This window comes from Paenibacillus sp. FSL R10-2199, assembly GCF_038000235.1.
GTDB lineage: Bacteria > Bacillota > Bacilli > Paenibacillales > Paenibacillaceae > Paenibacillus_AQ > Paenibacillus_AQ phytohabitans.
The window spans coordinates 968,188-986,853 of record NZ_JBBOBO010000001.1; the positions used below are offsets into that span (position 1 = coordinate 968,188).

Below are 18,666 nucleotides of genomic sequence, written 5' to 3' on the forward strand. Positions count from 1 at the left end.
AAAATAGTGAGGTGAAGAGATGGAGAGACTGGTTTATCTGGATCATGCAGCAACCTCGTGGCCTAAGCCGCCTGCAGTGGCTGCTGCAATGGTGGATGCTCTGGAGCATTCAGGGGCAAATGCCGGACGCGGTAACCACTCGCTGGCGATAGGTACAGGGCGCGTGCTGGTGCGGGCACGGGCTTTGCTGGCTCAACTGTTCGCTGTCTCCAATGCTCAGAATATTGCCTTTACCCATAACACAACCATGGGGCTAAATATGGCTATTAAGGGTACACTTCAACCAGGGGATCATGTAATTTCAACGATGACAGAACATAACTCTGTACGCAGACCCTTAGAGTATTTGCGCCGGACAATAGGTATTGAAGTAGATTATTTACAGGTGGATGGTGAGGGGCAGGTTGATCTGCTAGAACTTCAAAAATCGTTCCGCCACAATACCAGAATGGTGGTTTGTAATCACAGCTCCAATCTGCTCGGGAGTATACTTCCTCTTGGAATTATTGGCGATATGGCCAAATCACACGGAGCTGTGTTTCTGGTAGATGCTGCTCAGAGTGCGGGCTCACTAGATATAAATGTGCCGGAAATGAATATCGATCTGCTGGCTTTTCCGGGGCACAAAGGGTTGTTAGGACCTCAAGGCACCGGGGGACTGTATATATCGCCACACTTAGATCTGGAACCTCTGATGCACGGCGGAACAGGCAGCCAGTCGGAAAATAGTGATCAGCCCATGGTGCGGCCTGACCGCTATGAAGCTGGCACTCAGAACGCTGTTGGTGTAGCCGGGCTACTGGCGGGTGTGAAGGAGATACTGGCCATGGGAACGGAACGGATTCATATGCAGGAGTGGGAGCTGACGCAGAGGCTGATGGAAGGCTTGGCCTTCATCCCGGGGATTAGGATTCTCGGCCCTGGCCTGGGCATTCAGCGCAGCGGAATTGTCGCGTTTGTAGTGGAGGGACAAGAGTCAGCGGATATTGCCCATCGCCTGGACCGTGAATATAACATTGCAGTGCGTGCAGGCATGCATTGTACGCCGCTGGCCCATAAAGCCGCAGACACTTTGGAGAGTGGTGCGGTGAGGGCGAGTGTTGGTGTAAGCTCGACAGAAGAGGATGTTAACAGATTGCTGGATGCCATGGCCGAAATGTATGGTGCTTCACGAACAAGATAACAAGTGGACATGGTGTTGGCGTCCTTTTTAAAGGACGGTACCGTTCGGCGGGAAATAGAAGGATAGCTATCATGTGAAACCTGATGAATTTTTATATTTAGACAAAGGATGGTCCATATATGTCGGAATTAAATGAAGTAATAAGTGAACAGCTGTCGGTGTTCATTATGGGTTTTGCAGTGATAATTATTCTGCTGGCAATTGTTCTAATTATTCAAGGTGCCAAGATCCGCAAGATGCGGCGCAGATATGAAGCGATGATGACCGGGAACGGCATTGAGGATCTGGAGAGCCTGCTGGTAAACCTGAAGAACCAGGGAGATATGCTGGAGGATGGTCAGCGTGAGCATAAGGCAATGATTGAAGCCGCACAAGCCAAAATGCGGGGGATGAAGTCCAAGGTAGCCATGAAACGCTATAATGCCTTTGGAGAGCGCGGCAATGATCTGAGCTTCTCGCTTGCCATTCTGGATGACAACCATAGCGGAATTGTGCTGAGCAGCCTGCACAACCGCGAGAACTCATATATATACTCCAAGCCGCTTGAAAAGGGAGAGTCGCAGTATCCCCTGTCTCCAGAGGAGAAGGAAGTTATTGCTCTCGCGCTGCAGCAGATCTAGCATGAAGGTTCCATTGCTTAAGTGCGGAGTATAGGCTGGAAGCAATGATATCGGATAATCTCATTACAAGGCTTAATCTCGTATTCTGCAGTACAAAATACTCCATGAAGCCGCCGACATTCACAATGCCTGTCAAATGGATATCACCTACTGGCGGGAGTTGCTTGTTGACCCCTGCTCCCGGCCGGAGGGGGCCGTCTACGACCTGGATGCAGCCAACGCTTGTTGACTGGCCCAGACAGGCATCAATTCCGATGATGAACGGGTTAGGGTGCTTCTGATAAATGAGGGAGAGAGTCTCCTCCAGGTTAACAGCATGAACTGGCTCGTCCAGCGTTCCGTAGAGATGGAATAAGGGGCTATGGAAGCGGGCAAGCGCAGTGCCGACCAGCGGTCCAAGTGAATCACCGGTAGAGCGGTCTGTGCCTACACAGACAATAACAATTGGTGTATCTGTACGTGTGCGTGAAAAGTGAAAAAGAAGCCGATGAGTAATCGCAGAATAGATATCAGGATCAGCATGTGATATTTTTAAACAGGATGGTTCTTGCAGGGATGAAGCTTTAGAAGAGAAATTCATATGATCTTCCTTTCTGTTCTGATGATCCTAGTATATGGATGAAAGTGGCTTTTTATACTATGGCGGCAATAGATAGGACGAATAGCCCAGAGGAGGCGCGGAGTGTGGAGGATGAACTGCTAATAGCCTTTGATTCGACCCAGCAGGCGCTGCGCGCTGAGATGCTGCTGGAATATGCGGAGATTGAAATTGATATATTTCCTACACCCAAGGAGATTACAGCCGGTTGCGCCATGTCGATCCAATTCTACCGGAATGCATTGGAAGAGGTGCGGGTCATTGTGGCGGAGCAGAATGTAGAGATACGCGGGATCTTTGCCAAATCAAGTGATGGTATTGGATATGTGGAGGTTGTGGAGAAGGAGGGGCAGGATGAATAACTGGATGCTGGAAGTGACAACACCGAGCGAGGCAGTCGAAGAAGCGGTCCGCTTTAAGGATAGAATATGGGAATGGATAACCAATGCAGATATGTGGGCAACCGTGCTGTTTTCCGGGGTACAGATTCTGCTGCTTTTTCTTGTGACCCGGGTGATTATTAAAGTAGTCTCGGGTGTTATCGACCGTTCCCTGGAGAGGGAGACGCGGGGAAGGCGCTTAGCGAATAACCGCCGATTCTCAACAGTAGGCGGACTTATGAAAAATGTGGTTGCCTTCATCTGTAATTTTGTCATGATTATGATGATTCTGTCTGTATTCCAATTCGATCTGAAACCGCTGCTGGCCGGGGCCGGAGTTGTGGGGCTGGCGATAGGGTTCGGCGCACAAAGTTTGGTCAAAGATGTAATTACCGGTTTCTTCATCATCTTCGAGGATCAATTTGCAGTAGGCGATGTCATCCAGAGTGGAACCTATAAAGGTACGGTAGAAATGATTGGCCTGAGAACGACCCGGCTGCTGAGTGCGACAGGGGAAGTGCATATTATACCGAATGGCACGATTGTAAACGTTACGAATTATTCGCTGGCTAATGCCCTGGCGGTAGTGGATGTGCCTGTCAAAATAGAGCGGGGTTTAGAAGCAACACTTGCACTGATTGGAGAAGCGCTTAAGGGGATAGAGGAACGGAACCCCAGTGTAATTGACTATCCCAATGTACTGGGTATTCAGTCGATGAGTACTTCGGAGTATGTAATCCGGGTGGCGGCTAATTGCATGCCTAACGCCAGAGATTCCGCAGAGCGGCAGATTCAGAGTGATATTAAGCAGGCCCTGGAGCAGCAGAGCGCTTTGGAAGCAGCCAAGGCAGAGCAGGAGGCTCGTGTGCAGGCAGACAGGGAGGCAAGGGAGGCTGAAGCGGCTCAAGAGGAGGAACTCTCTGAGAGCGCCCGTAGAGCCCGTGAGGAGCAGCAGGCAAGTCCGAGAAGACAGATAGCTGCTGCGCAAGAGGGAGAGGAAGGGGAAGAAGAATAATGGAACGCAAAGTATTCGGGCTGGGTGATATTGTACAGATGAAGAAGCCGCATCCCTGCGGAACGAACGAGATGGAGATTATCCGTATGGGAATGGATATCCGGATTAAATGTACCGGCTGTCAGCATAGCGTCCTAATCCCCCGTGCTAAATTCGAAAAAAATATGAAGAAGGTTCTTCATTCTGCTGAGAGCGGAGCCGAAAACAATTAAGCTTGCAGCAGAGGTAAAGCGCTAGTGCAAAAAGCTTGCAATTGTAACTTTGGCATGATATAATAACTCTTGCTGCGGAGAGGTACCCAAGAGGCCCAAGGGGGCTGACTCGAAATCAGTTAGGCGTGTCACAGCGTGCGTGGGTTCGAATCCCACCCTCTCCGCCACTTCAGCATTATATACAATAACTACTATCCCTTCGTTCAGGTGACGAAGGTTTTTTTATTTCTGCATGAAGACATACAAAAAAGAGAGACCTTTGCAGGTCTCTCTCCAGAGGCAGTACATCAATGATGTTTGGAAATCTCTGTTTGTAGCCGCTAAAGTGAAACAGGTTGTGCCAGGCTGCTTTTTTTAGGAGCGGCCTTTACTCTCCCCGGGTTACAATAGTTGCTGATTCAGAATCCCTGTGATTGTGTTCGTCTACGACGTTCAACGGAACCACACCTCTCTTTTGTACTGCCTGAGTATAGTATGTGCAGCCGGACAGGTTTTATACATGCGATTGATTAATTAATGCACGCGTGCTTTCTCGACTTTTTTCCACTTGCGGTTCTGGTTGGAGGTCTCAGGAAACGTGTCGCCCTTCTCCATTTCAATCCGCTTGGGATTCTGGATCTCGGTATGGAAGCTGCGCGCTTCGCCTACTTCTGTATAAACCCCCGGATTGGGGGCTTTATCGCCCTTTTCGTACTCTGTTTTCTCGCCCATAGTATGATAAGCCTCCTTCTGTAAAGTGGTGGAGCGGTTATATTGTGGCCTTGCAGAGACATCTTCATGTAATTAATATCGGTCCATGATCTGGTGCGTATGAATAAAGCTTGCATTCATCAGTGGGATTTGGTATATTGATTTGGTGCGAGTCTATGTTTGTGCTCGTTCCTTGCTCCTGACGTGATCAGGGGCCTCAGACCATAAGGAGGTGAAAATTATGCGCAAATATGAAGTCATGTACATTATTCGTCCTGACATTGAACAAGAAGCCGTTCAAGCAGCAGTCGAAAAATTCCAAGGCATCATCTCCAACGGCGGAGAAATTACAAAGCACGATGTGCAAGGTAAACGCCGTCTTGCGTATGAGATCAAGAAATTCCGTGATGGCGTTTATGTTTTGGTTAACTTCAATGCAGAACCTGCAGTAGTTACCGAATTGGAACGTCTCATGAAGATTTCCGACGAAGTAATTCGTTATCTCATTACGAATGACGTTGCCTAAGATATTGACAAGCTTTGTAACGAATCGCGCTATAAGGAGGGGATTGAATTGTTGAACCGTATCATTCTGATCGGTCGGTTGACCCGTGACCCGGAACTTCGTTATACTCCCGCTGGTGTTGCCGTAACGCAGTTTACGCTTGCCGTAGACCGCAACTTTACGGGCCAGAATGGTGAACGCGAAGCGGACTTTATCCCGGTAGTAACCTGGAGACAGCTGGCTGAGACCTGTGCCAATTACTTGCGCAAAGGACGACTGGCAGCCGTAGAAGGACGCATCCAAGTACGGAATTACGAGAATAATGAAGGTAAACGTGTATACGTCACTGAAGTTATTGCTGATAATGTCCGATTCCTGGAATCCTCGCAGAACCGTGAAGGCGGAAATGCACCAAGTGGTGGAAGTACTCCCGAAGAGCCTGCCTTTGGTGGCGGCGGTAACGGCGGTAACAGTGCACGCGGAAATAACAACAATTTCTCGCGTAACAACAATACTCAAGATCCTTTTTCAGGCGATGGAAAACCGATCGATATATCGGACGATGATTTGCCATTTTAATAAGGAAGGACTGAACTGAACATGGCTTTTAAACCAAGAGAAGGCGCGGACAACGACAAAAGACCGGCACGTCGTGGTGGACGCAACAAGCGTAAAAAAGTGTGCTACTTCACTGTGAACAAGATTACTCACATTGACTATAAAGACACTGAGCTTCTTAAGAAGTTCATCAGCGAACGCGGAAAGATTTTGCCGCGTCGTGTAACTGGTACAAGTGCAAAATACCAACGCGCTCTGACCATTGCTGTAAAACGCTCGCGTCAAATCGCGCTGCTGCCTTACACAACGGAATAGGACGTTTTATGAAGCAGCCGGCTTAGCCGGCTGCTTTTTTGCATGCATACAAAAGAAATACGCGGGCAAAAACTGTATAATAGGGGCAGAATACTAGCTATATAGATTGAACTTGAAAATATTCTCTGGAGTCACGGCAATCCCATAATAGAAAAAATACAAGTTCAATCTATATAGGCCATTTAAATAAAACTTGGAGGAATGAACAATGATCAGCGCAAGTCCTTACATCATTATTGAGCACGTGCAGGAGTCTGTGGAGTACTACAAGAGCGTTTTTGGCGGAGAGATCAAGGTTCTGAATGAACATAATGGCAAGCTGCTGCATGCTGAGCTGCATTTGGGGCAGACACTGATTCATTTCTCCGATGATTACGGCAAAGGTGCCAAGACAGAGAATGTAAGTGTTATTCTGGGGCTGGACAACGAAGATGAGATGCGGGCGATTTATGAGAAACTGAGCTCAGAGGGCGGGCAGGTCAAGGTGGAGCTGCAAAAAACCTTCTTCGGCGCACTTCATGGACAGGTTACCGACGGTAAAAACGGAATTACATGGGTAATGAATTGCTTTGCCGGCAATTGACAACCGGATTCCAGATGTAGTAAATTACAGGTATCCTATAACTAAAGGGGAAATTTTGATGTTGGTGAGCGTTCTTAACTAAGCAACTTCATATCATTCCGGCAGTAAGCCGCAGCGTGCTCCAATCATTGCCAGGAGCATGTCTTGTTAGACTATGTCCAGGTGACATGTCTGATTAGCCGCGGGCTGTAAGAATGAATGATTTAGTTAAGAACACACGCGAAGCGTCATGATGGCCTCTTTACGGCTATTATTCTCTTTGTGATTAACCGTGCTCTTTGCAGCACGGTTTTTTCTGTTTTCAGGAGCTTTTCATCCAGCGGGTGGGGCCAGTACCTGAAGCCAAAGAGGAGAATAGCATTCAAAAGAGGGCGAAGACTGCCGCAGTGGCGGGTCTTCGCCCTTTTTGCGTTAGGGAGCAAACCTGAAATACAGGCATCTATATAAGGAGGAATCAGAGTGAATCTACAGAGTATGAACACCTTGGAATACGAGACAATCAAACAGGAGTTAATGCGCCATGCCGTATCCTATGAAGGGAGAAGATATGTGAGCGAGCTTGCGCCGATGACCTATCTGCCGGCCATACACCGTGCACTGGATGAAGCGGACGAAGCCAAAGAGCTGCTGGAGCGGGGGGCGAGTGTGCCCATTCCGTCACTGGAAGGCATTGAGTGGGTTCTGTCACTGCTTGGAACCGGTTATCTGTACAATGAGCAGGATTTCACCGCAGTATCCGTGTTCCTGCACAGCTGCGGACAGCTGCGTAAGTACATGGCATCCAAGGAGCAGAGTGCGCCGCGTATTGCTGCTTACGGAGCTTCTCTGCAGGAGCTGAGTTCTGTCAGGGATGAGATCGAACGTTGTATCCGGCTGGGTGTTATTGATGATCAGGCCAGCAAAGGACTGGAGCGGGTGCGCAAACGGCTGGCTGTGGCCAAGGATCGTCTGCACCGAAAGCTGGAGAGTATTATGGCGCGCCATAAGTCCATCCTTCAGGAGAGTCTGATCAGCATGCGCGGCGGCCGGTATGTGATTCCGGTGAAACGGGAGTATCATAAGCAAATTAAAGGTTCCGTGCTGGATCAGTCGACCAGCGGGCAGACCGTCTTCGTAGAGCCGGACGAGGTGGCCTCCCTTCAGGGGGAGATTGAGCTATTGTCAGCTGATGAAGCCCGGGAGGAAGGAATCATCCTAAGTATGCTGACAGGGCTGCTAGAGCAGGAACAGGCTGCTCTGCGGCTGAATATTGAAGTAACCGGTACTTATGATTTCATCTTCGCCAAGGGAAAGTATGCCAGGGTTCTTAATGCCCGGACGGTCTCACTGAATGAACGCGGCTTCCTGCGGATGAATGGGGGCAGGCATCCTCTGCTCAAGGATATGGTGCCGGTCAGTCTGGAGTTTGGTCAGGGCTACAAATCTCTGATCGTAACCGGCCCCAATACAGGCGGCAAAACAGTAGTACTCAAAACGCTGGGCCTGCTGTCGTTGATGGCGCAATCCGGTCTGCTGGTGCCGGTTGCGCCGGGCAGTGATTTTACTGTGTTCAGCAATGTAATTAGCGTAATTGGCGATGGTCAGAGTCTGACGCAGTCGCTCAGTACCTTCTCTGCACAAATGAAGAGCATAGAAGGAATGCTTAGTGATGCCGGCAGAGGCGTACTTCTGCTGATTGATGAGCTGGCGGCAGGTACGGACCCCGGGGAAGGGTTCGCACTTTCGATTGCTATTCTGGAGGAGCTGAACCGTAAGGGTGCTAATATTGTGGTAACCACCCACTTCAACGAACTTAAGGTATTTGCTGCAGCTACACCGGGATTTCATAATGCACGGATGGAGTTCGATAAAGAGACTCTGCAGCCGCTGTACCGGCTGACGATTGGCGAAGCGGGCGAGAGCTATGCCTTGCAGATTGCCGAGCAGCTCGGCATAAACAAACCGGTTATTGAGCGTGCCAAACAGCTTGTAGCCGAGCAGCAGGAGCATAGAGGCAGCCAGAGGCCGTGGAATAGCCCCTACAGACAGGAACAGAGTTCAAGAGCTGCTGATGCAGAGAAGAGGAATGCTGCGTCCCAGAGCGGCAATCCGGATCAAAACCGGGATGATGCAGCTGATGCGGGGCACAGCGTTCCGGCGGCGAAGCCCGATTTTGAAGTGGGAGATGCTGTTTACGTCACTACCCTGGGGCGCACGGGAATTGTATATATGAAGAAGGACAGCCGGGGGATGGTCGGAGTGATGATCCAGAAACAGAAAATAACCGTAAACCATAAGCGCTTGAAGCCATATCTGTCCAAAGAGGAGCTATACCCGGAGGATTATGATTTTGATATTATTTTCGAGAGCAAGGATACCCGCAAGAAGCGCAAACTGATGCAGAAGAAGCATGTTGAGGGCCTTAGCATCATACATCCCGAGGAGGAAAAATAAGTGTGATTACTCCAGAAGTCTGCCCGTCAGGGCAGGCTTTTTTCACATTTCACGGGGGCCTCTGCAGACCGAATAGAAATTAAAGGCTTCACTTTAGAGCCAATATTGGTTATCCTCTATTATGTGGCGTAGTCAAATGTCCATGAGCTGAACAATGAGAGTTATAGTAAAATTCAGTGTAGAAACCGCTTACATTAAAGCGCGATGGAACCCGGGAGGGAAGAAATATATGTCAAAACATATCATCGGCCGGCTAATGCTCCTGCTTATGCTTGCGGTGGCGTTGTCTGCATGCAGCGGGCCAAGCCCGGGCGCCGAGTCTTATATGACGCGCTTAAGCAAAACAGCCGATGAACCTATAGCAGGCGGGACAGTAACATATGGATATTCATCTGCGTTTCAGGGCAATTTCGAACCGGCCTTTATTGAAGGGGAAGACGATGCAAATGTGCTTGAATTCACTACGGAAGCCATGTTCAAAGTCAACGATGACCTGTCTACCGCTCCTAACATTGCCACTTGGCAGGAATCTGAGGATCATACGGTATTTACGTTCACCATTAAACCCGGTGTCCGCTGGCATAACGGCGATGAGCTGACCGTGGAGGACTGGAAGTTTGCCCTGGAGACCATCGCCAGCCCGGATTATCCGGGCTCCAGGTATTATAGCGTGGAAATGATTAAGGGAGCCGAAGCTTACCACCTGGGGGAGGCCAAGGAAATCACCGGACTCAAGGTGATGGACCCGTATACGCTGCGTATTACGATGAATTCAGCGCGGGCGAACATGATCGATAATCTGTGGGCCTATCCGATGAACAAGAGGTATTTCGAGGGCGTCGCAGTGAAGGATATGTTGGACAGTGATCAGGTCCGTAAGCAGCCTATTGGCACCGGTCCTTTCATGATTAAGGCTATTGTGCCGGGTGAGAGTGTCGAGATGATACGGTTCGATGACTATTATAAAGGGGAAGCTCTGCTGGACGGAGTAACCTACAAGGTCATTGACAGCAAGGACATGACGGCCCTGCTTGAAGCCGGAGACATCGATATCGGTACCCTTCCGCGGGATGCTTACCAGGCTGCAGGGCAGCTGAACAATGTGGAGATCAAAGTGACACCGGGGCTGTCTTATGAATATATAGGGTTCAAGTTTGGACACTGGGATGATGAGAGCGGCCAGGTGGTGATGGATAATCCCAAATTCCAGGATAAGCGGCTCCGCAAAGCGATGTATTATGCGCTTGACCGGCAAGGTATTATTGATAAATATTCCTATGGCCTGGGAACACTGATCGAGACTCCTATTCCCAGCTCAAGCTGGGCTAAGATCGATGACCAGGAAATAGATACCTATGCCTATCTTCCGGAGAAGGCAGAGACCCTGCTGGATGAGGCAGGATATCTCGATACGGACGGAGACGGGCTCCGCGAGGATCCAAGCGGTAAGAAATTCACGATTCATTACGACGCGATGTCCGGGAGCAAAACAGCAGAGGCGCGTACTGCAGCGATTCTGCAGAACTGGCATGATGTCGGCCTGAATGTTCAGTTAAACGGCGGCAGCCTGAAGGAGCTGAACAGCTTTTATGAAGCGGTAGAGTCCGATGATCCGTCCGTAGAGCTGTTTAACGGTGTATGGGGGCTGGCCAGCGACCCCGATCCTTCGGGCTTATGGCGGGCAACCGATTCGTGGAATTATCCGCGGTGGACGTCCAAGCGCAGCGAGGAACTCATCCGTGACGGGGTAAGCCTGAAAGCTTACGACCAGGATTTCCGCAAAGAGGTTTATTATGAATGGCAGAAGCTGATTAATGACGAGGTTCCGATGATCTTTTTCTCCGAACGCTCTAATATTACCGCGGTTAATAAACGCCTCCAGGGTGTATCTACGAACGCGCTCAGCAACATACGTGATCCGCAGAACTGGTGGATAAAGGAAATCGAATAGATAAATAATGACGGTCCGATCTGTTGCCTATGCAGGCAGTGCGGGCCGTCATTTTTAATTATTTTTTGGAAATGGGCATCAAAACGGACTTTCCTGCGTCATATACTTTAAGGAATACAGGCGGCTATCGCGCCGATGCTGTCGTTATTTGTTGTTTCTTTTTAGGTGTGAAGTGATTACAATAGAAATATTGTTTATGTGTCAAAGCAGTTTTCCAGGTTTATTCTACAATTAGAACGACCCGAAATCCCGGAAAGGGGGAACCATATCCTTAAGCAGGGCAGCGCATAGCAGCAAGAAGAGCCCAGTCATGACTGTCTGAAAGTCCAGGCAGGCATTATAAATAGAGCACGGCAATCACGGCAATCATATGTACAATCCACCATAAAGAAGGAATTATAATTATGAAAAAAATAAAAAAACTGAAGAAAAGATACATTGCACTCATTGTAGCCCTGGTCATTGTAGCCGGAGGATTTTTGTTCCAGAAGCCGCTCGCGGTGCTGGCCTTTGACCTCTTTTTGTCGGATCAGGTGGAAACCAAGCTGGCGGAAGAATCCTACCAGCCTTTGGACAATAACGGTACAACTACCACAACGGTTAAACCTGCCCCGGTAGTATACAAAAGCGACCCGTTCTCTTTAATGCTCCTGGGTACAGACCAGCGGGGCAATGAAGTGGCCCGGTCCGATACGATGATCTATGCCGTCATCCGTCCGGAGGATTATAAGATTCTGCTGATCTCAATCCCCCGTGACACGTACACGGAAATTATCGGGCATGGTGACAATAAGAAGGACAAAATCACGCATGCTTATGCTTTTGGCGGCCAGCAAATGGCTAAAGATACCCTGGAAGCACTGCTGGGCCATGATATTCAATATTATGCCACAATTAATTTTCAGGGCCTGAAGGATGCGGTTGACGCTATTGGCGGTGTTCCGCTGCCGATCAAGAAGGATATTGTCAACAAAGGTGCGGATCATGAGAAATTCACCATTAAGGCCAATAAGTCGAATTATAGTGGTGAAGAGGCGCTTAACTACACCCGTTACCGCGAGGATAGCGATTTCAACCGGACTAAACGCCAGCAGGTATTTATCGATGTAGTAGCGAATAAAATGTTATCAATCAGCCAAATCGGCAACATCCCGGAGCTGCTGGATATTATGGGCGATAATTTCAAAACAGACATACAGCCTTCCACGATTATCAGTCTGGCTAAGAAATTCATGGGCGGCAAGGATATGGATATCTCCAGCTTCACGGTGATGGGCGAAGGCGAACGTATCAATGGCGTGTATTACGATATTGTTGATGAAGAGGATCTGAGTGAAGCTAAGGCCATGATCGATAACTGGATGAATGCCAGCACACCAGTGGACCAGCTAATTGAACCAGGCAAAGCAGAGAATGCCCTGGAGCCTGCGGCTACAGCTACAGCCCAGTAAGGGCGGACGTGTACCTTCTGTCCCCCATAAAAACAGCAGCCATTCGCAAGGTTAATGGCTGCTGTTTATTGTCTTCATGGTATAATGAAGTGGAACGAATTGCTGTCTCAGGCGTATAACTACGGTGGGCCTTGCAGCACGGAAGGTAGAGCATCATTCCTTCGGAACTCTTTGAGGAGGATCAAGAGATGAATATTGCGTTTTTTTTACTTCCGAAACAGGAGGTAGCTTGCGTTACACTGGATTCGACGCTGCGCCAGACCTTGGAACGGATGGAGTTTCACCGCTATACCGCAGTGCCGATTCTGAACCGGAACGGGGAATATGCCGGAACAGTCACAGAAGGTGATTTGCTCTGGTACATGAAGGAGTCGGGCGGCGCCGTTACTTTTGAGAATGCTTCCAAATATCTGCTTAAGGATGTACCGCTGCGGATGAATAATCTGCCAGTATCCATTGATGCGGATATGGAGGACTTGATTAACCTGGCCAAAGTACAGAACTTTGTACCTGTAGTTGACGACATGAAACGGTTCATTGGTATTGTACGCCGGAGTCAGATCATCGAATATTGCGAAAAGGTTGTCTCGCGGCAATCCCAGGAATCGTTATAACCTCATCCATATGGCGACAAATGCTTAAGGAACCAAGGCCTGTATTTCCGGCGTAACGGAATGCGGGCCTTTTTTGAAAGGCGGGCTGTAGATACCTTCCGGTATGCCTGTAAAGTCCATGAATCAAGCCCGGATTTAAGGCTCCGCTATGCGGATGATCCGGGAGGCTGGCGTCCGTGTGGCTCGGAAATATTTATGCTATAATGGAGAATAATGCTTTTTGCCGGAGGTAGAGAGACGTGCCCAATGTGCCGAAGGACCTGGACGTGGCCAAACGCGCCAAGGTAATTGAGTGGTTAAAGACCGAAGTAATCGATCAAGTCTCACGGTTATTCAAAGCGTTGTGGGAAGGCAGTACCGCCCGTGTAGGCGACAGCCTGGCCAGCCTGATTATGAGCTCATATATATTGGGGCGCAGACTTGGTATCCCTTATCGTGAACTGGATGACTTGCTGATGGAGAAGCTGAGAAAGCACAGGCAGGAAGGCCATCAGCTGGAAGAATGGTACCAGGATATATCTGCACTAGAAGAACATATGCGTAAGAGGTGAATACTGTTGAAATTTCGCTGGACATCTGTGGCTTGGAGCATAGCTTATCTGCTGCTGCTGTTATCCCTGTCCACCCCATTACTGCTTATCACGACGCTGTTTATGATTATCCCGGCCATTGTGCTCTTTACGACGCTTAGCACGAAGCAGTTTATTCTGCATATAGTGCCGGTCCTGCTGATTGTGGGCCTGATTACACCGTTTTACGTATTGATAGCAATTTATTTTCTGATACCGGCCCTTGTAATGGGACGCCGGTATAAGAAACGCGCATCAGCGATGTCTACGCTAATTGCCGGTATGGTCGCAGTATTAGGTGAATTCCTGCTGATTCTGTTAATCAGTACTACATTCCTGCAGTTTAATTTGTACGATTATGTATACGATGTTCTGCAGACTTATACGGACTGGCTGGCCACTATGGGGGCAAGCAATCCTCTGCTCTCCGAGATCACCATTTCATCGGATCAGATTGGCATGATGAGCTGGTTGACCATCCAGGCTATTCCGATGACGCTCATCCTTAGCGCATTCATCATAGCTGTCATTACGCATTCCATTGTCCGTCCGATTCTGAACAGCATGGAATACGCGGTGCCAAGACTGAAGCCTGCACGGGAGTGGAGACTGTCCAGAGCCTTCATCTGGTATTATCTGCTTGGCGTAGTGCTCAGCCTGCTCTTCGGCGGTTCGGACAGCGGCTTCATGCTGATGGTCTCGGCCAATCTGCTGCCGCTGCTGCAAATCGCATTCAAGATTCAAACCATCGGTTTCCTCTTCTTCCTCATACATGAACGGAAGTGGAGCAAGATAGTAGCGCTGCTGCTGGCGATACCTGTTATCGTCCTGCCGGGATTCTGGATTATCGGTGTTGTCGATCTGGCGTTTCCGCTGCGGGAGCTTGTGAAGAAATCGAAACGATAGGGTGAGAGCTCATGCCAAAATTTCTGCAAAGACGCTGGCACGGGTATCATACCGTGTGGGCGTTCTTGCTGCTGCTGGTCCTGATTATAGTGGTCAGTATCTATAACTGGGTCCTCGGTGTTGCCAGCCTCTTCCTGGCCGGCACATTGTGTTTCACCATGCTGCAGGCCGAGCTGTCGTTCCGCCGCAACCTTGTAGATTATATTAACGGCCTCTCCTTCCGCATTAAACGGGTGGAAGGAGAGGCTGTAAGTATGCTTCCCTTAGGGATTATCCTGTACAGTGAAGACCGTACAGTGGAGTGGAATAACCGCAATGCCAGCCAGATCTTCTCCCGCAAGACTCTTGTGGGTGAAGATATGCAGGAGCTGATGCCCGATGTCATTGCTTCTCTGAAGAATATACCGCAGAAGCGCGAACCCGCCAAAGACGGTGCGCTGAAGGATCACCGCCAGGAGATCACGGTCGATGACCGTTATTATCAGGTGGTGGTGATTCCAAGTGAACGTCTGCTCTATCTCTACGATATCACTGAGCTGGTGGTCCTGCGTGAGCGGTATGAGGAAGAAAAGCTGGCGATCGGTATTGTAATGATGGACAATCTGGATGAAGCGGCCCAGGGAATGGACGATCAGCAGCGCACATCGCTGATCGCGAAGGTAGCCAGCGAGATTACGGAGTGGAGCAAGCAGTTTGAAGTCTATCTGCGCCGCCTGTCTTCAGAGCGGTATCTGATGCTGCTGAACCACCGCAGTCTCCAGGCGCTGGAGGAGAGCCGGTTCGTTGTACTCGATGAGGTCCGCGAGATGACGGCTGATCTCAAGGTGCCGATGACGCTCAGCATAGGCCTTGCCTATGGCTCGGAATCGGCCAGCGAGCTCGGAGCTCTTGCCCAGTCGAGTCTGGATATGGCACTGGGCCGGGGTGGAGACCAGGCGGCTGTGAAGGCGGGCCAGCGGCTCTCCTTCTACGGCGGCAAGAGCAATGCCGCAGAGAAACGGACGAGGGTACGGGCGCGGGTGATCGCCCACGCCCTGCGCGATTTGATGCAGGAGAGCGACCGGGTGCTGATTATGGGGCACAGGGTGCCTGATATCGATGCTGTAGGTGCGGCAATCGGCCTGCTCAAGGCCGCGCAGATGTACAATGTGGAAGCCAGTATTGTAATGGAGACGCCGAATCCGTCCATTACCCGCATGATGGAGCAGATCCGTAAGGATGAAGCGCTATACAAGACCTTCATCACGACAGAGCAGGCACTGCAGGTTATGACGGAGCATACGCTGCTAATTGTTGTAGATACACATAAGGCTTCCATGACAATGGAGCCGCGGCTGGTGCAATACGCCAGCCGGATCGTAGTAGTAGACCATCACCGCCGGGGAGAAGAGTTCATCAATGATGCGGTGCTCGTGTATCTGGAGCCTTACGCATCTTCAACCTGTGAGCTGGTGACCGAGCTGCTGCAGTATATTCACGACAAGATCAAGCTCAGTCCGCTGGAGGCTACAATGCTGCTGGCGGGTATCACGGTGGATACGAAGCATTTCGCGCTGCATACCGGGTCGCGGACCTTCGAGGCAGCCGGATTCCTGAGGCGTGTCGGGGCAGATACGATTCTGATTCAGCGCATGCTGAAGGAGGATCTGCAGGAGTACATCTCCAAGGCGGAGATTATCAAGCATGCGCGGATGGTATATGATCATATCGCGCTGGTGGTTACTGCGCCGGGAATGAAAATCCCACAGCTGCTGATTGCCCAGACGGCGGATACGCTGCTGGGGATGACGAATGTGGTTGCCTCATTCGTGATCAGTGAGCGGCCTGACGGCCTGATCGGCATCAGTGCCCGGTCACTGGGGCGGATGAACGTACAAGTGGTTATGGAGAAGCTGGGGGGCGGCGGACATCTGTCCAATGCGGCTGTACAGCTTGAAGGAACCACTAAGGAAGCAGAAGCCAGACTGCTTGCAGTACTGGCCGAAATTGAATCGAAAGAGGGGCTATTCGAATGAAGGTCATTTTCATCAAGGATGTTAAGGGTCAAGGCAAGAAGGGGCAGGTTAAAGAGGTATCCGAAGGTTATGCAGCCAACTTCCTGCTGCCGCGCGGACTGGTTCGTCCGGCTACCGACGGCAATGTGAAGACGCTGGAGAACCAGGCGGCAGCGGAACAGCGCCGTAAGGACCAGGAGAAAGAGGAAGCTGTTCAGCTCGGCAAGAAGATTGATGAGCTGACCTTGACGCTGAAGGCCAAAGCGGGCGAAGGCGGGCGTCTGTTTGGAGCAATCACCAGCAAACAGATCGGCGAAACGCTGGCAGCTACGCAGGGAATCGTGATCGACAAGCGCAAAATTGAACTGAGCGATCCGATCCGCCATGTAGGCACGTTCCAGGTAACAGTGAAGCTGCACACTGAAGTAAAGGCTAACCTCACGGTGCAGGTAACGGAGGAGTAGAATGGGTGGAGATCTCTTTTTCGATCGGGTTCCCCCGCAGAATCTAGAGGCAGAACAGGCCGTACTAGGTGCGGTTCTGCTGTCGGATGAAGCGCTTATTACCGCGATGGAGCGGGTGAATACCGAAGACTTCTACGACAAACCGCATCAGATGATATTTGAGGCGATGGTGCAGCTCGGAGAAGAGAGCCAGCCGATTGATCTGATTACATTGACATCCCGGCTCCAGGACAAGGGGGAGCTTGAGGATGTCGGCGGTGTCAGCTATTTGGCTAAGCTGGCGCATGCAGTACCGACTGCGGCCAACGTCGACTATTATGCACAGATTATAGAAGAGAAGGCGATGCTGCGGCGGCTGATCCGTACAGCAACGCAGATTGTCAGCGAAGGTTATACTGGCGGCGAAGATGTAGGCATCATGCTGAGTGATGCCGAGCGGCGGATCCTGGAGATCTCTAACCGCCGCAGCGGCAGCGGGTTCATTGCCATCCGTGATGTGCTGATGCAGGTATTCGACCGGGTGGAGCTGCTCCATCAGAACAAGGGCGGCACTTCGGGGATTCCCTCCGGGTTTGCCGATCTTGACCATATGACGAACGGTTTCCAGCGTAACGACTTAATCATTGTGGCTGCCCGTCCATCCGTAGGGAAGACGGCATTCGCCCTCAATATCGCCCAGAATGTTGCGGTCCGTGCCAAAGAGACCGTAGCGATCTTCAGTCTGGAAATGTCGGCGCCCCAGCTGGTACAGCGTATGATCTGCGCAGAAGCCAATCTGGACGCCAATATTATGCGTACCGGTGATTTCAAAAGCGATGATGACTGGTCCAAGCTGACCATGGGTATCCAGTCGTTGTCCGAGGCTGAAATTTATATCGATGATACACCCGGGGTTACCGTTACAGATATCCGCGCGAAATGCCGCCGGCTGAAGAAGGAAAAAGGTCTCGGCATGATCGTCATCGACTACCTGCAGCTGATCCAGGGCCGCGGCAAGGCCGGAGAGAACCGCCAGCAGGAAGTATCCGAAATCTCCCGTACCCTGAAGCAGATTGCCCGTGAGCTGGATGTTCCGGTTATTGCCCTGTCCCAGCTCAGCCGTGGTGTGGAGCAGCGTCAGGACAAACGGCCGATGATGAGTGACCTTCGTGAATCGGGTTCGATCGAGCAGGATGCCGATATCGTAGCGTTCCTGTACCGTGACGATTACTACAATCAGGATACCGAGAAGAAGAATATTATTGAAATCATCATTGCCAAACAGCGTAACGGTCCGGTAGGCACGGTAGAGCTGGTGTTCCTCAAGAACTTTAACAAGTTCGTCAACTACGAGCGGGCACATGCGGAACCGTTCGCAGGTTAGGCGAATTTCGCACAATACACGAACGATCGCACATCTTCAACTGTGATCGTTCGTTTTTATTTGACTTTAAAAAGTGCCGCTGTTACACTGGTTATTGTGCTTTGGCGGGCTAGCCCGCTCTAGTGTCCGGAGGGCTGCGTACATAAGAAATCCGTACAGAGCCCATATTACAAGTGGAAACAGCTTCGCTGTCCGTATAAAGGGACGGCGGGTTTCAGCGTGGAAATAGAAGGATAATTTATAGCTTAATCATGATAATTTA

At 50.3% G+C, this 18,666-nt stretch carries 20 protein-coding genes and 1 tRNA gene; 19 read left to right on the forward strand and 2 right to left on the reverse strand.

Annotated elements, in window-relative coordinates; translation table 11 throughout:
* Window positions 1–19 precede the first annotated feature (19 nt).
* Both NYE33_RS04210 and NYE33_RS04215 read left to right on the forward strand, forming a co-directional pair.
* Window positions 20–1,183: an aminotransferase class V-fold PLP-dependent enzyme gene (locus tag NYE33_RS04210; protein ID WP_042140600.1), complete on the forward strand. Its 1,164-nt coding sequence runs from the start codon at window positions 20–22 to the stop codon at window positions 1,181–1,183.
* Window positions 1,184–1,302: 119 nt separating this feature from the next.
* Window positions 1,303–1,803, forward strand: coding sequence for a DUF4446 family protein (locus tag NYE33_RS04215; RefSeq protein WP_076243742.1), 501 nt, complete (start codon window positions 1,303–1,305; stop codon window positions 1,801–1,803).
* Here NYE33_RS04215 and yyaC read toward each other — a convergent pair.
* Complete coding sequence (gene yyaC / locus NYE33_RS04220; RefSeq protein WP_039295795.1) at window positions 1,775–2,383, reverse strand: spore protease YyaC; 609 nt, start codon at window positions 2,381–2,383, stop codon at window positions 1,775–1,777. The genes NYE33_RS04215 and yyaC overlap by 29 nt on opposite strands.
* Before the next feature lie 104 nt (window positions 2,384–2,487).
* On the opposite strand from yyaC, the gene NYE33_RS04225 reads away from it, so the two are divergent.
* From NYE33_RS04225 to NYE33_RS04240, 4 genes are all read left to right on the forward strand, one after another.
* Complete coding sequence (locus tag NYE33_RS04225; protein ID WP_076243741.1) at window positions 2,488–2,763, forward strand: DUF3343 domain-containing protein; 276 nt, start codon at window positions 2,488–2,490, stop codon at window positions 2,761–2,763.
* A complete protein-coding gene (locus NYE33_RS04230; protein WP_042140597.1) occupies window positions 2,756–3,796 on the forward strand; it encodes a mechanosensitive ion channel family protein in 1,041 nt (346 codons plus the stop codon). The genes NYE33_RS04225 and NYE33_RS04230 overlap by 8 nt, the downstream gene beginning before the upstream one ends.
* Complete coding sequence (locus NYE33_RS04235; RefSeq protein WP_039295799.1) at window positions 3,796–4,008, forward strand: DUF951 domain-containing protein; 213 nt, start codon at window positions 3,796–3,798, stop codon at window positions 4,006–4,008. Before NYE33_RS04230 ends, NYE33_RS04235 begins: the two co-directional genes overlap by 1 nt.
* A gap of 76 nt (window positions 4,009–4,084) precedes the next feature.
* Window positions 4,085–4,175 (forward strand) — tRNA-Ser (locus NYE33_RS04240).
* Between the two features lie 346 nt (window positions 4,176–4,521).
* On the opposite strand, the gene NYE33_RS04245 is transcribed toward NYE33_RS04240, so the two are convergent.
* Window positions 4,522–4,719 carry a YjzC family protein gene (locus NYE33_RS04245; RefSeq protein ID WP_039295806.1) on the reverse strand — a complete coding sequence of 66 codons (198 nt, stop codon included), beginning with the start codon at window positions 4,717–4,719 and terminating at the stop codon, window positions 4,522–4,524.
* Window positions 4,720–4,939: 220 nt separating this feature from the next.
* Between NYE33_RS04245 and rpsF the strand changes: the two genes are divergently transcribed.
* The 13 genes from rpsF (at window position 4,940) to dnaB (ending at window position 18,404) form a co-directional block, all read left to right on the forward strand.
* On the forward strand, window positions 4,940–5,224 hold the full coding sequence (rpsF, locus tag NYE33_RS04250; protein ID WP_038598251.1) for a 30S ribosomal protein S6: 285 nt from the start codon (window positions 4,940–4,942) through the stop codon (window positions 5,222–5,224).
* A 48-nt stretch (window positions 5,225–5,272) separates the two neighbouring features.
* Window positions 5,273–5,782, forward strand: coding sequence for a single-stranded DNA-binding protein (ssb, locus tag NYE33_RS04255; RefSeq protein ID WP_039295814.1), 510 nt, complete (start codon window positions 5,273–5,275; stop codon window positions 5,780–5,782).
* 21 nt (window positions 5,783–5,803) lie between these two features.
* On the forward strand, window positions 5,804–6,076 hold the full coding sequence (gene rpsR, locus NYE33_RS04260) for a 30S ribosomal protein S18 (protein ID WP_036699837.1): 273 nt from the start codon (window positions 5,804–5,806) through the stop codon (window positions 6,074–6,076).
* A gap of 208 nt (window positions 6,077–6,284) precedes the next feature.
* Window positions 6,285–6,659 (forward strand): VOC family protein, encoded by a 375-nt coding sequence (locus tag NYE33_RS04265; RefSeq protein ID WP_042140595.1) that lies wholly within the window; start codon window positions 6,285–6,287, stop codon window positions 6,657–6,659.
* Window positions 6,660–7,118: 459 nt separating this feature from the next.
* Entirely contained in the window at window positions 7,119–9,092 is a 1,974-nt protein-coding gene (locus NYE33_RS04270; protein WP_341064837.1) for an endonuclease MutS2, read from the forward strand.
* A gap of 229 nt (window positions 9,093–9,321) precedes the next feature.
* Complete coding sequence (gene opp4A / locus NYE33_RS04275) at window positions 9,322–11,043, forward strand: oligopeptide ABC transporter substrate-binding protein (RefSeq protein ID WP_076243737.1); 1,722 nt, start codon at window positions 9,322–9,324, stop codon at window positions 11,041–11,043.
* A 404-nt stretch (window positions 11,044–11,447) separates the two neighbouring features.
* On the forward strand, window positions 11,448–12,494 hold the full coding sequence (locus NYE33_RS04280) for an LCP family protein (protein WP_076243736.1): 1,047 nt from the start codon (window positions 11,448–11,450) through the stop codon (window positions 12,492–12,494).
* Window positions 12,495–12,682: 188 nt separating this feature from the next.
* Window positions 12,683–13,108 (forward strand): CBS domain-containing protein, encoded by a 426-nt coding sequence (locus NYE33_RS04285; protein ID WP_039295831.1) that lies wholly within the window; start codon window positions 12,683–12,685, stop codon window positions 13,106–13,108.
* A gap of 248 nt (window positions 13,109–13,356) precedes the next feature.
* Window positions 13,357–13,659: a MazG-like family protein gene (locus tag NYE33_RS04290; protein ID WP_171717780.1), complete on the forward strand. Its 303-nt coding sequence runs from the start codon at window positions 13,357–13,359 to the stop codon at window positions 13,657–13,659.
* Window positions 13,660–13,665: 6 nt separating this feature from the next.
* Window positions 13,666–14,583: a DUF2232 domain-containing protein gene (locus NYE33_RS04295; protein ID WP_076243735.1), complete on the forward strand. Its 918-nt coding sequence runs from the start codon at window positions 13,666–13,668 to the stop codon at window positions 14,581–14,583.
* An 11-nt stretch (window positions 14,584–14,594) separates the two neighbouring features.
* Window positions 14,595–16,598, forward strand: a complete 2,004-nt coding sequence (locus NYE33_RS04300; RefSeq protein WP_171717762.1) for a DHH family phosphoesterase — start codon at window positions 14,595–14,597, stop codon at window positions 16,596–16,598.
* Entirely contained in the window at window positions 16,595–17,041 is a 447-nt protein-coding gene (rplI, locus tag NYE33_RS04305) for a 50S ribosomal protein L9 (RefSeq protein ID WP_039295840.1), read from the forward strand. The genes NYE33_RS04300 and rplI overlap by 4 nt, the downstream gene beginning before the upstream one ends.
* Window position 17,042: 1 nt before the next feature.
* Window positions 17,043–18,404 carry a replicative DNA helicase gene (gene dnaB / locus NYE33_RS04310; RefSeq protein ID WP_042140590.1) on the forward strand — a complete coding sequence of 454 codons (1,362 nt, stop codon included), beginning with the start codon at window positions 17,043–17,045 and terminating at the stop codon, window positions 18,402–18,404.
* Window positions 18,405–18,666 lie beyond the last annotated feature (262 nt).

What these genes read in the sequence shown, in the direction of transcription:
- NYE33_RS04215 (WP_076243742.1), top strand. Translation starts at nt 1,303, where the DNA reads ATGTCGGAATTAAATGAAGTAATAAGTGAACAGCTGTCGGTGTTCATT.
- opp4A (WP_076243737.1), top strand. Translation starts at nt 9,322, where the DNA reads ATGTCAAAACATATCATCGGCCGGCTAATGCTCCTGCTTATGCTTGCG.
- NYE33_RS04230 (WP_042140597.1), top strand. Translation starts at nt 2,756, where the DNA reads ATGAATAACTGGATGCTGGAAGTGACAACACCGAGCGAGGCAGTCGAA.
- NYE33_RS04280 (WP_076243736.1), top strand. Translation starts at nt 11,448, where the DNA reads ATGAAAAAAATAAAAAAACTGAAGAAAAGATACATTGCACTCATTGTA.
- NYE33_RS04285 (WP_039295831.1), top strand. Translation starts at nt 12,683, where the DNA reads ATGAATATTGCGTTTTTTTTACTTCCGAAACAGGAGGTAGCTTGCGTT.
- dnaB (WP_042140590.1), top strand. Translation starts at nt 17,043, where the DNA reads ATGGGTGGAGATCTCTTTTTCGATCGGGTTCCCCCGCAGAATCTAGAG.
- rplI (WP_039295840.1), top strand. Translation starts at nt 16,595, where the DNA reads ATGAAGGTCATTTTCATCAAGGATGTTAAGGGTCAAGGCAAGAAGGGG.
- NYE33_RS04265 (WP_042140595.1), top strand. Translation starts at nt 6,285, where the DNA reads ATGATCAGCGCAAGTCCTTACATCATTATTGAGCACGTGCAGGAGTCT.
- NYE33_RS04235 (WP_039295799.1), top strand. Translation starts at nt 3,796, where the DNA reads ATGGAACGCAAAGTATTCGGGCTGGGTGATATTGTACAGATGAAGAAG.
- yyaC (WP_039295795.1), bottom strand. Translation starts at nt 2,383, where the DNA reads ATGAATTTCTCTTCTAAAGCTTCATCCCTGCAAGAACCATCCTGTTTA.
- NYE33_RS04300 (WP_171717762.1), top strand. Translation starts at nt 14,595, where the DNA reads ATGCCAAAATTTCTGCAAAGACGCTGGCACGGGTATCATACCGTGTGG.
- NYE33_RS04210 (WP_042140600.1), top strand. Translation starts at nt 20, where the DNA reads ATGGAGAGACTGGTTTATCTGGATCATGCAGCAACCTCGTGGCCTAAG.
- rpsR (WP_036699837.1), top strand. Translation starts at nt 5,804, where the DNA reads ATGGCTTTTAAACCAAGAGAAGGCGCGGACAACGACAAAAGACCGGCA.
- rpsF (WP_038598251.1), top strand. Translation starts at nt 4,940, where the DNA reads ATGCGCAAATATGAAGTCATGTACATTATTCGTCCTGACATTGAACAA.
- NYE33_RS04245 (WP_039295806.1), bottom strand. Translation starts at nt 4,719, where the DNA reads ATGGGCGAGAAAACAGAGTACGAAAAGGGCGATAAAGCCCCCAATCCG.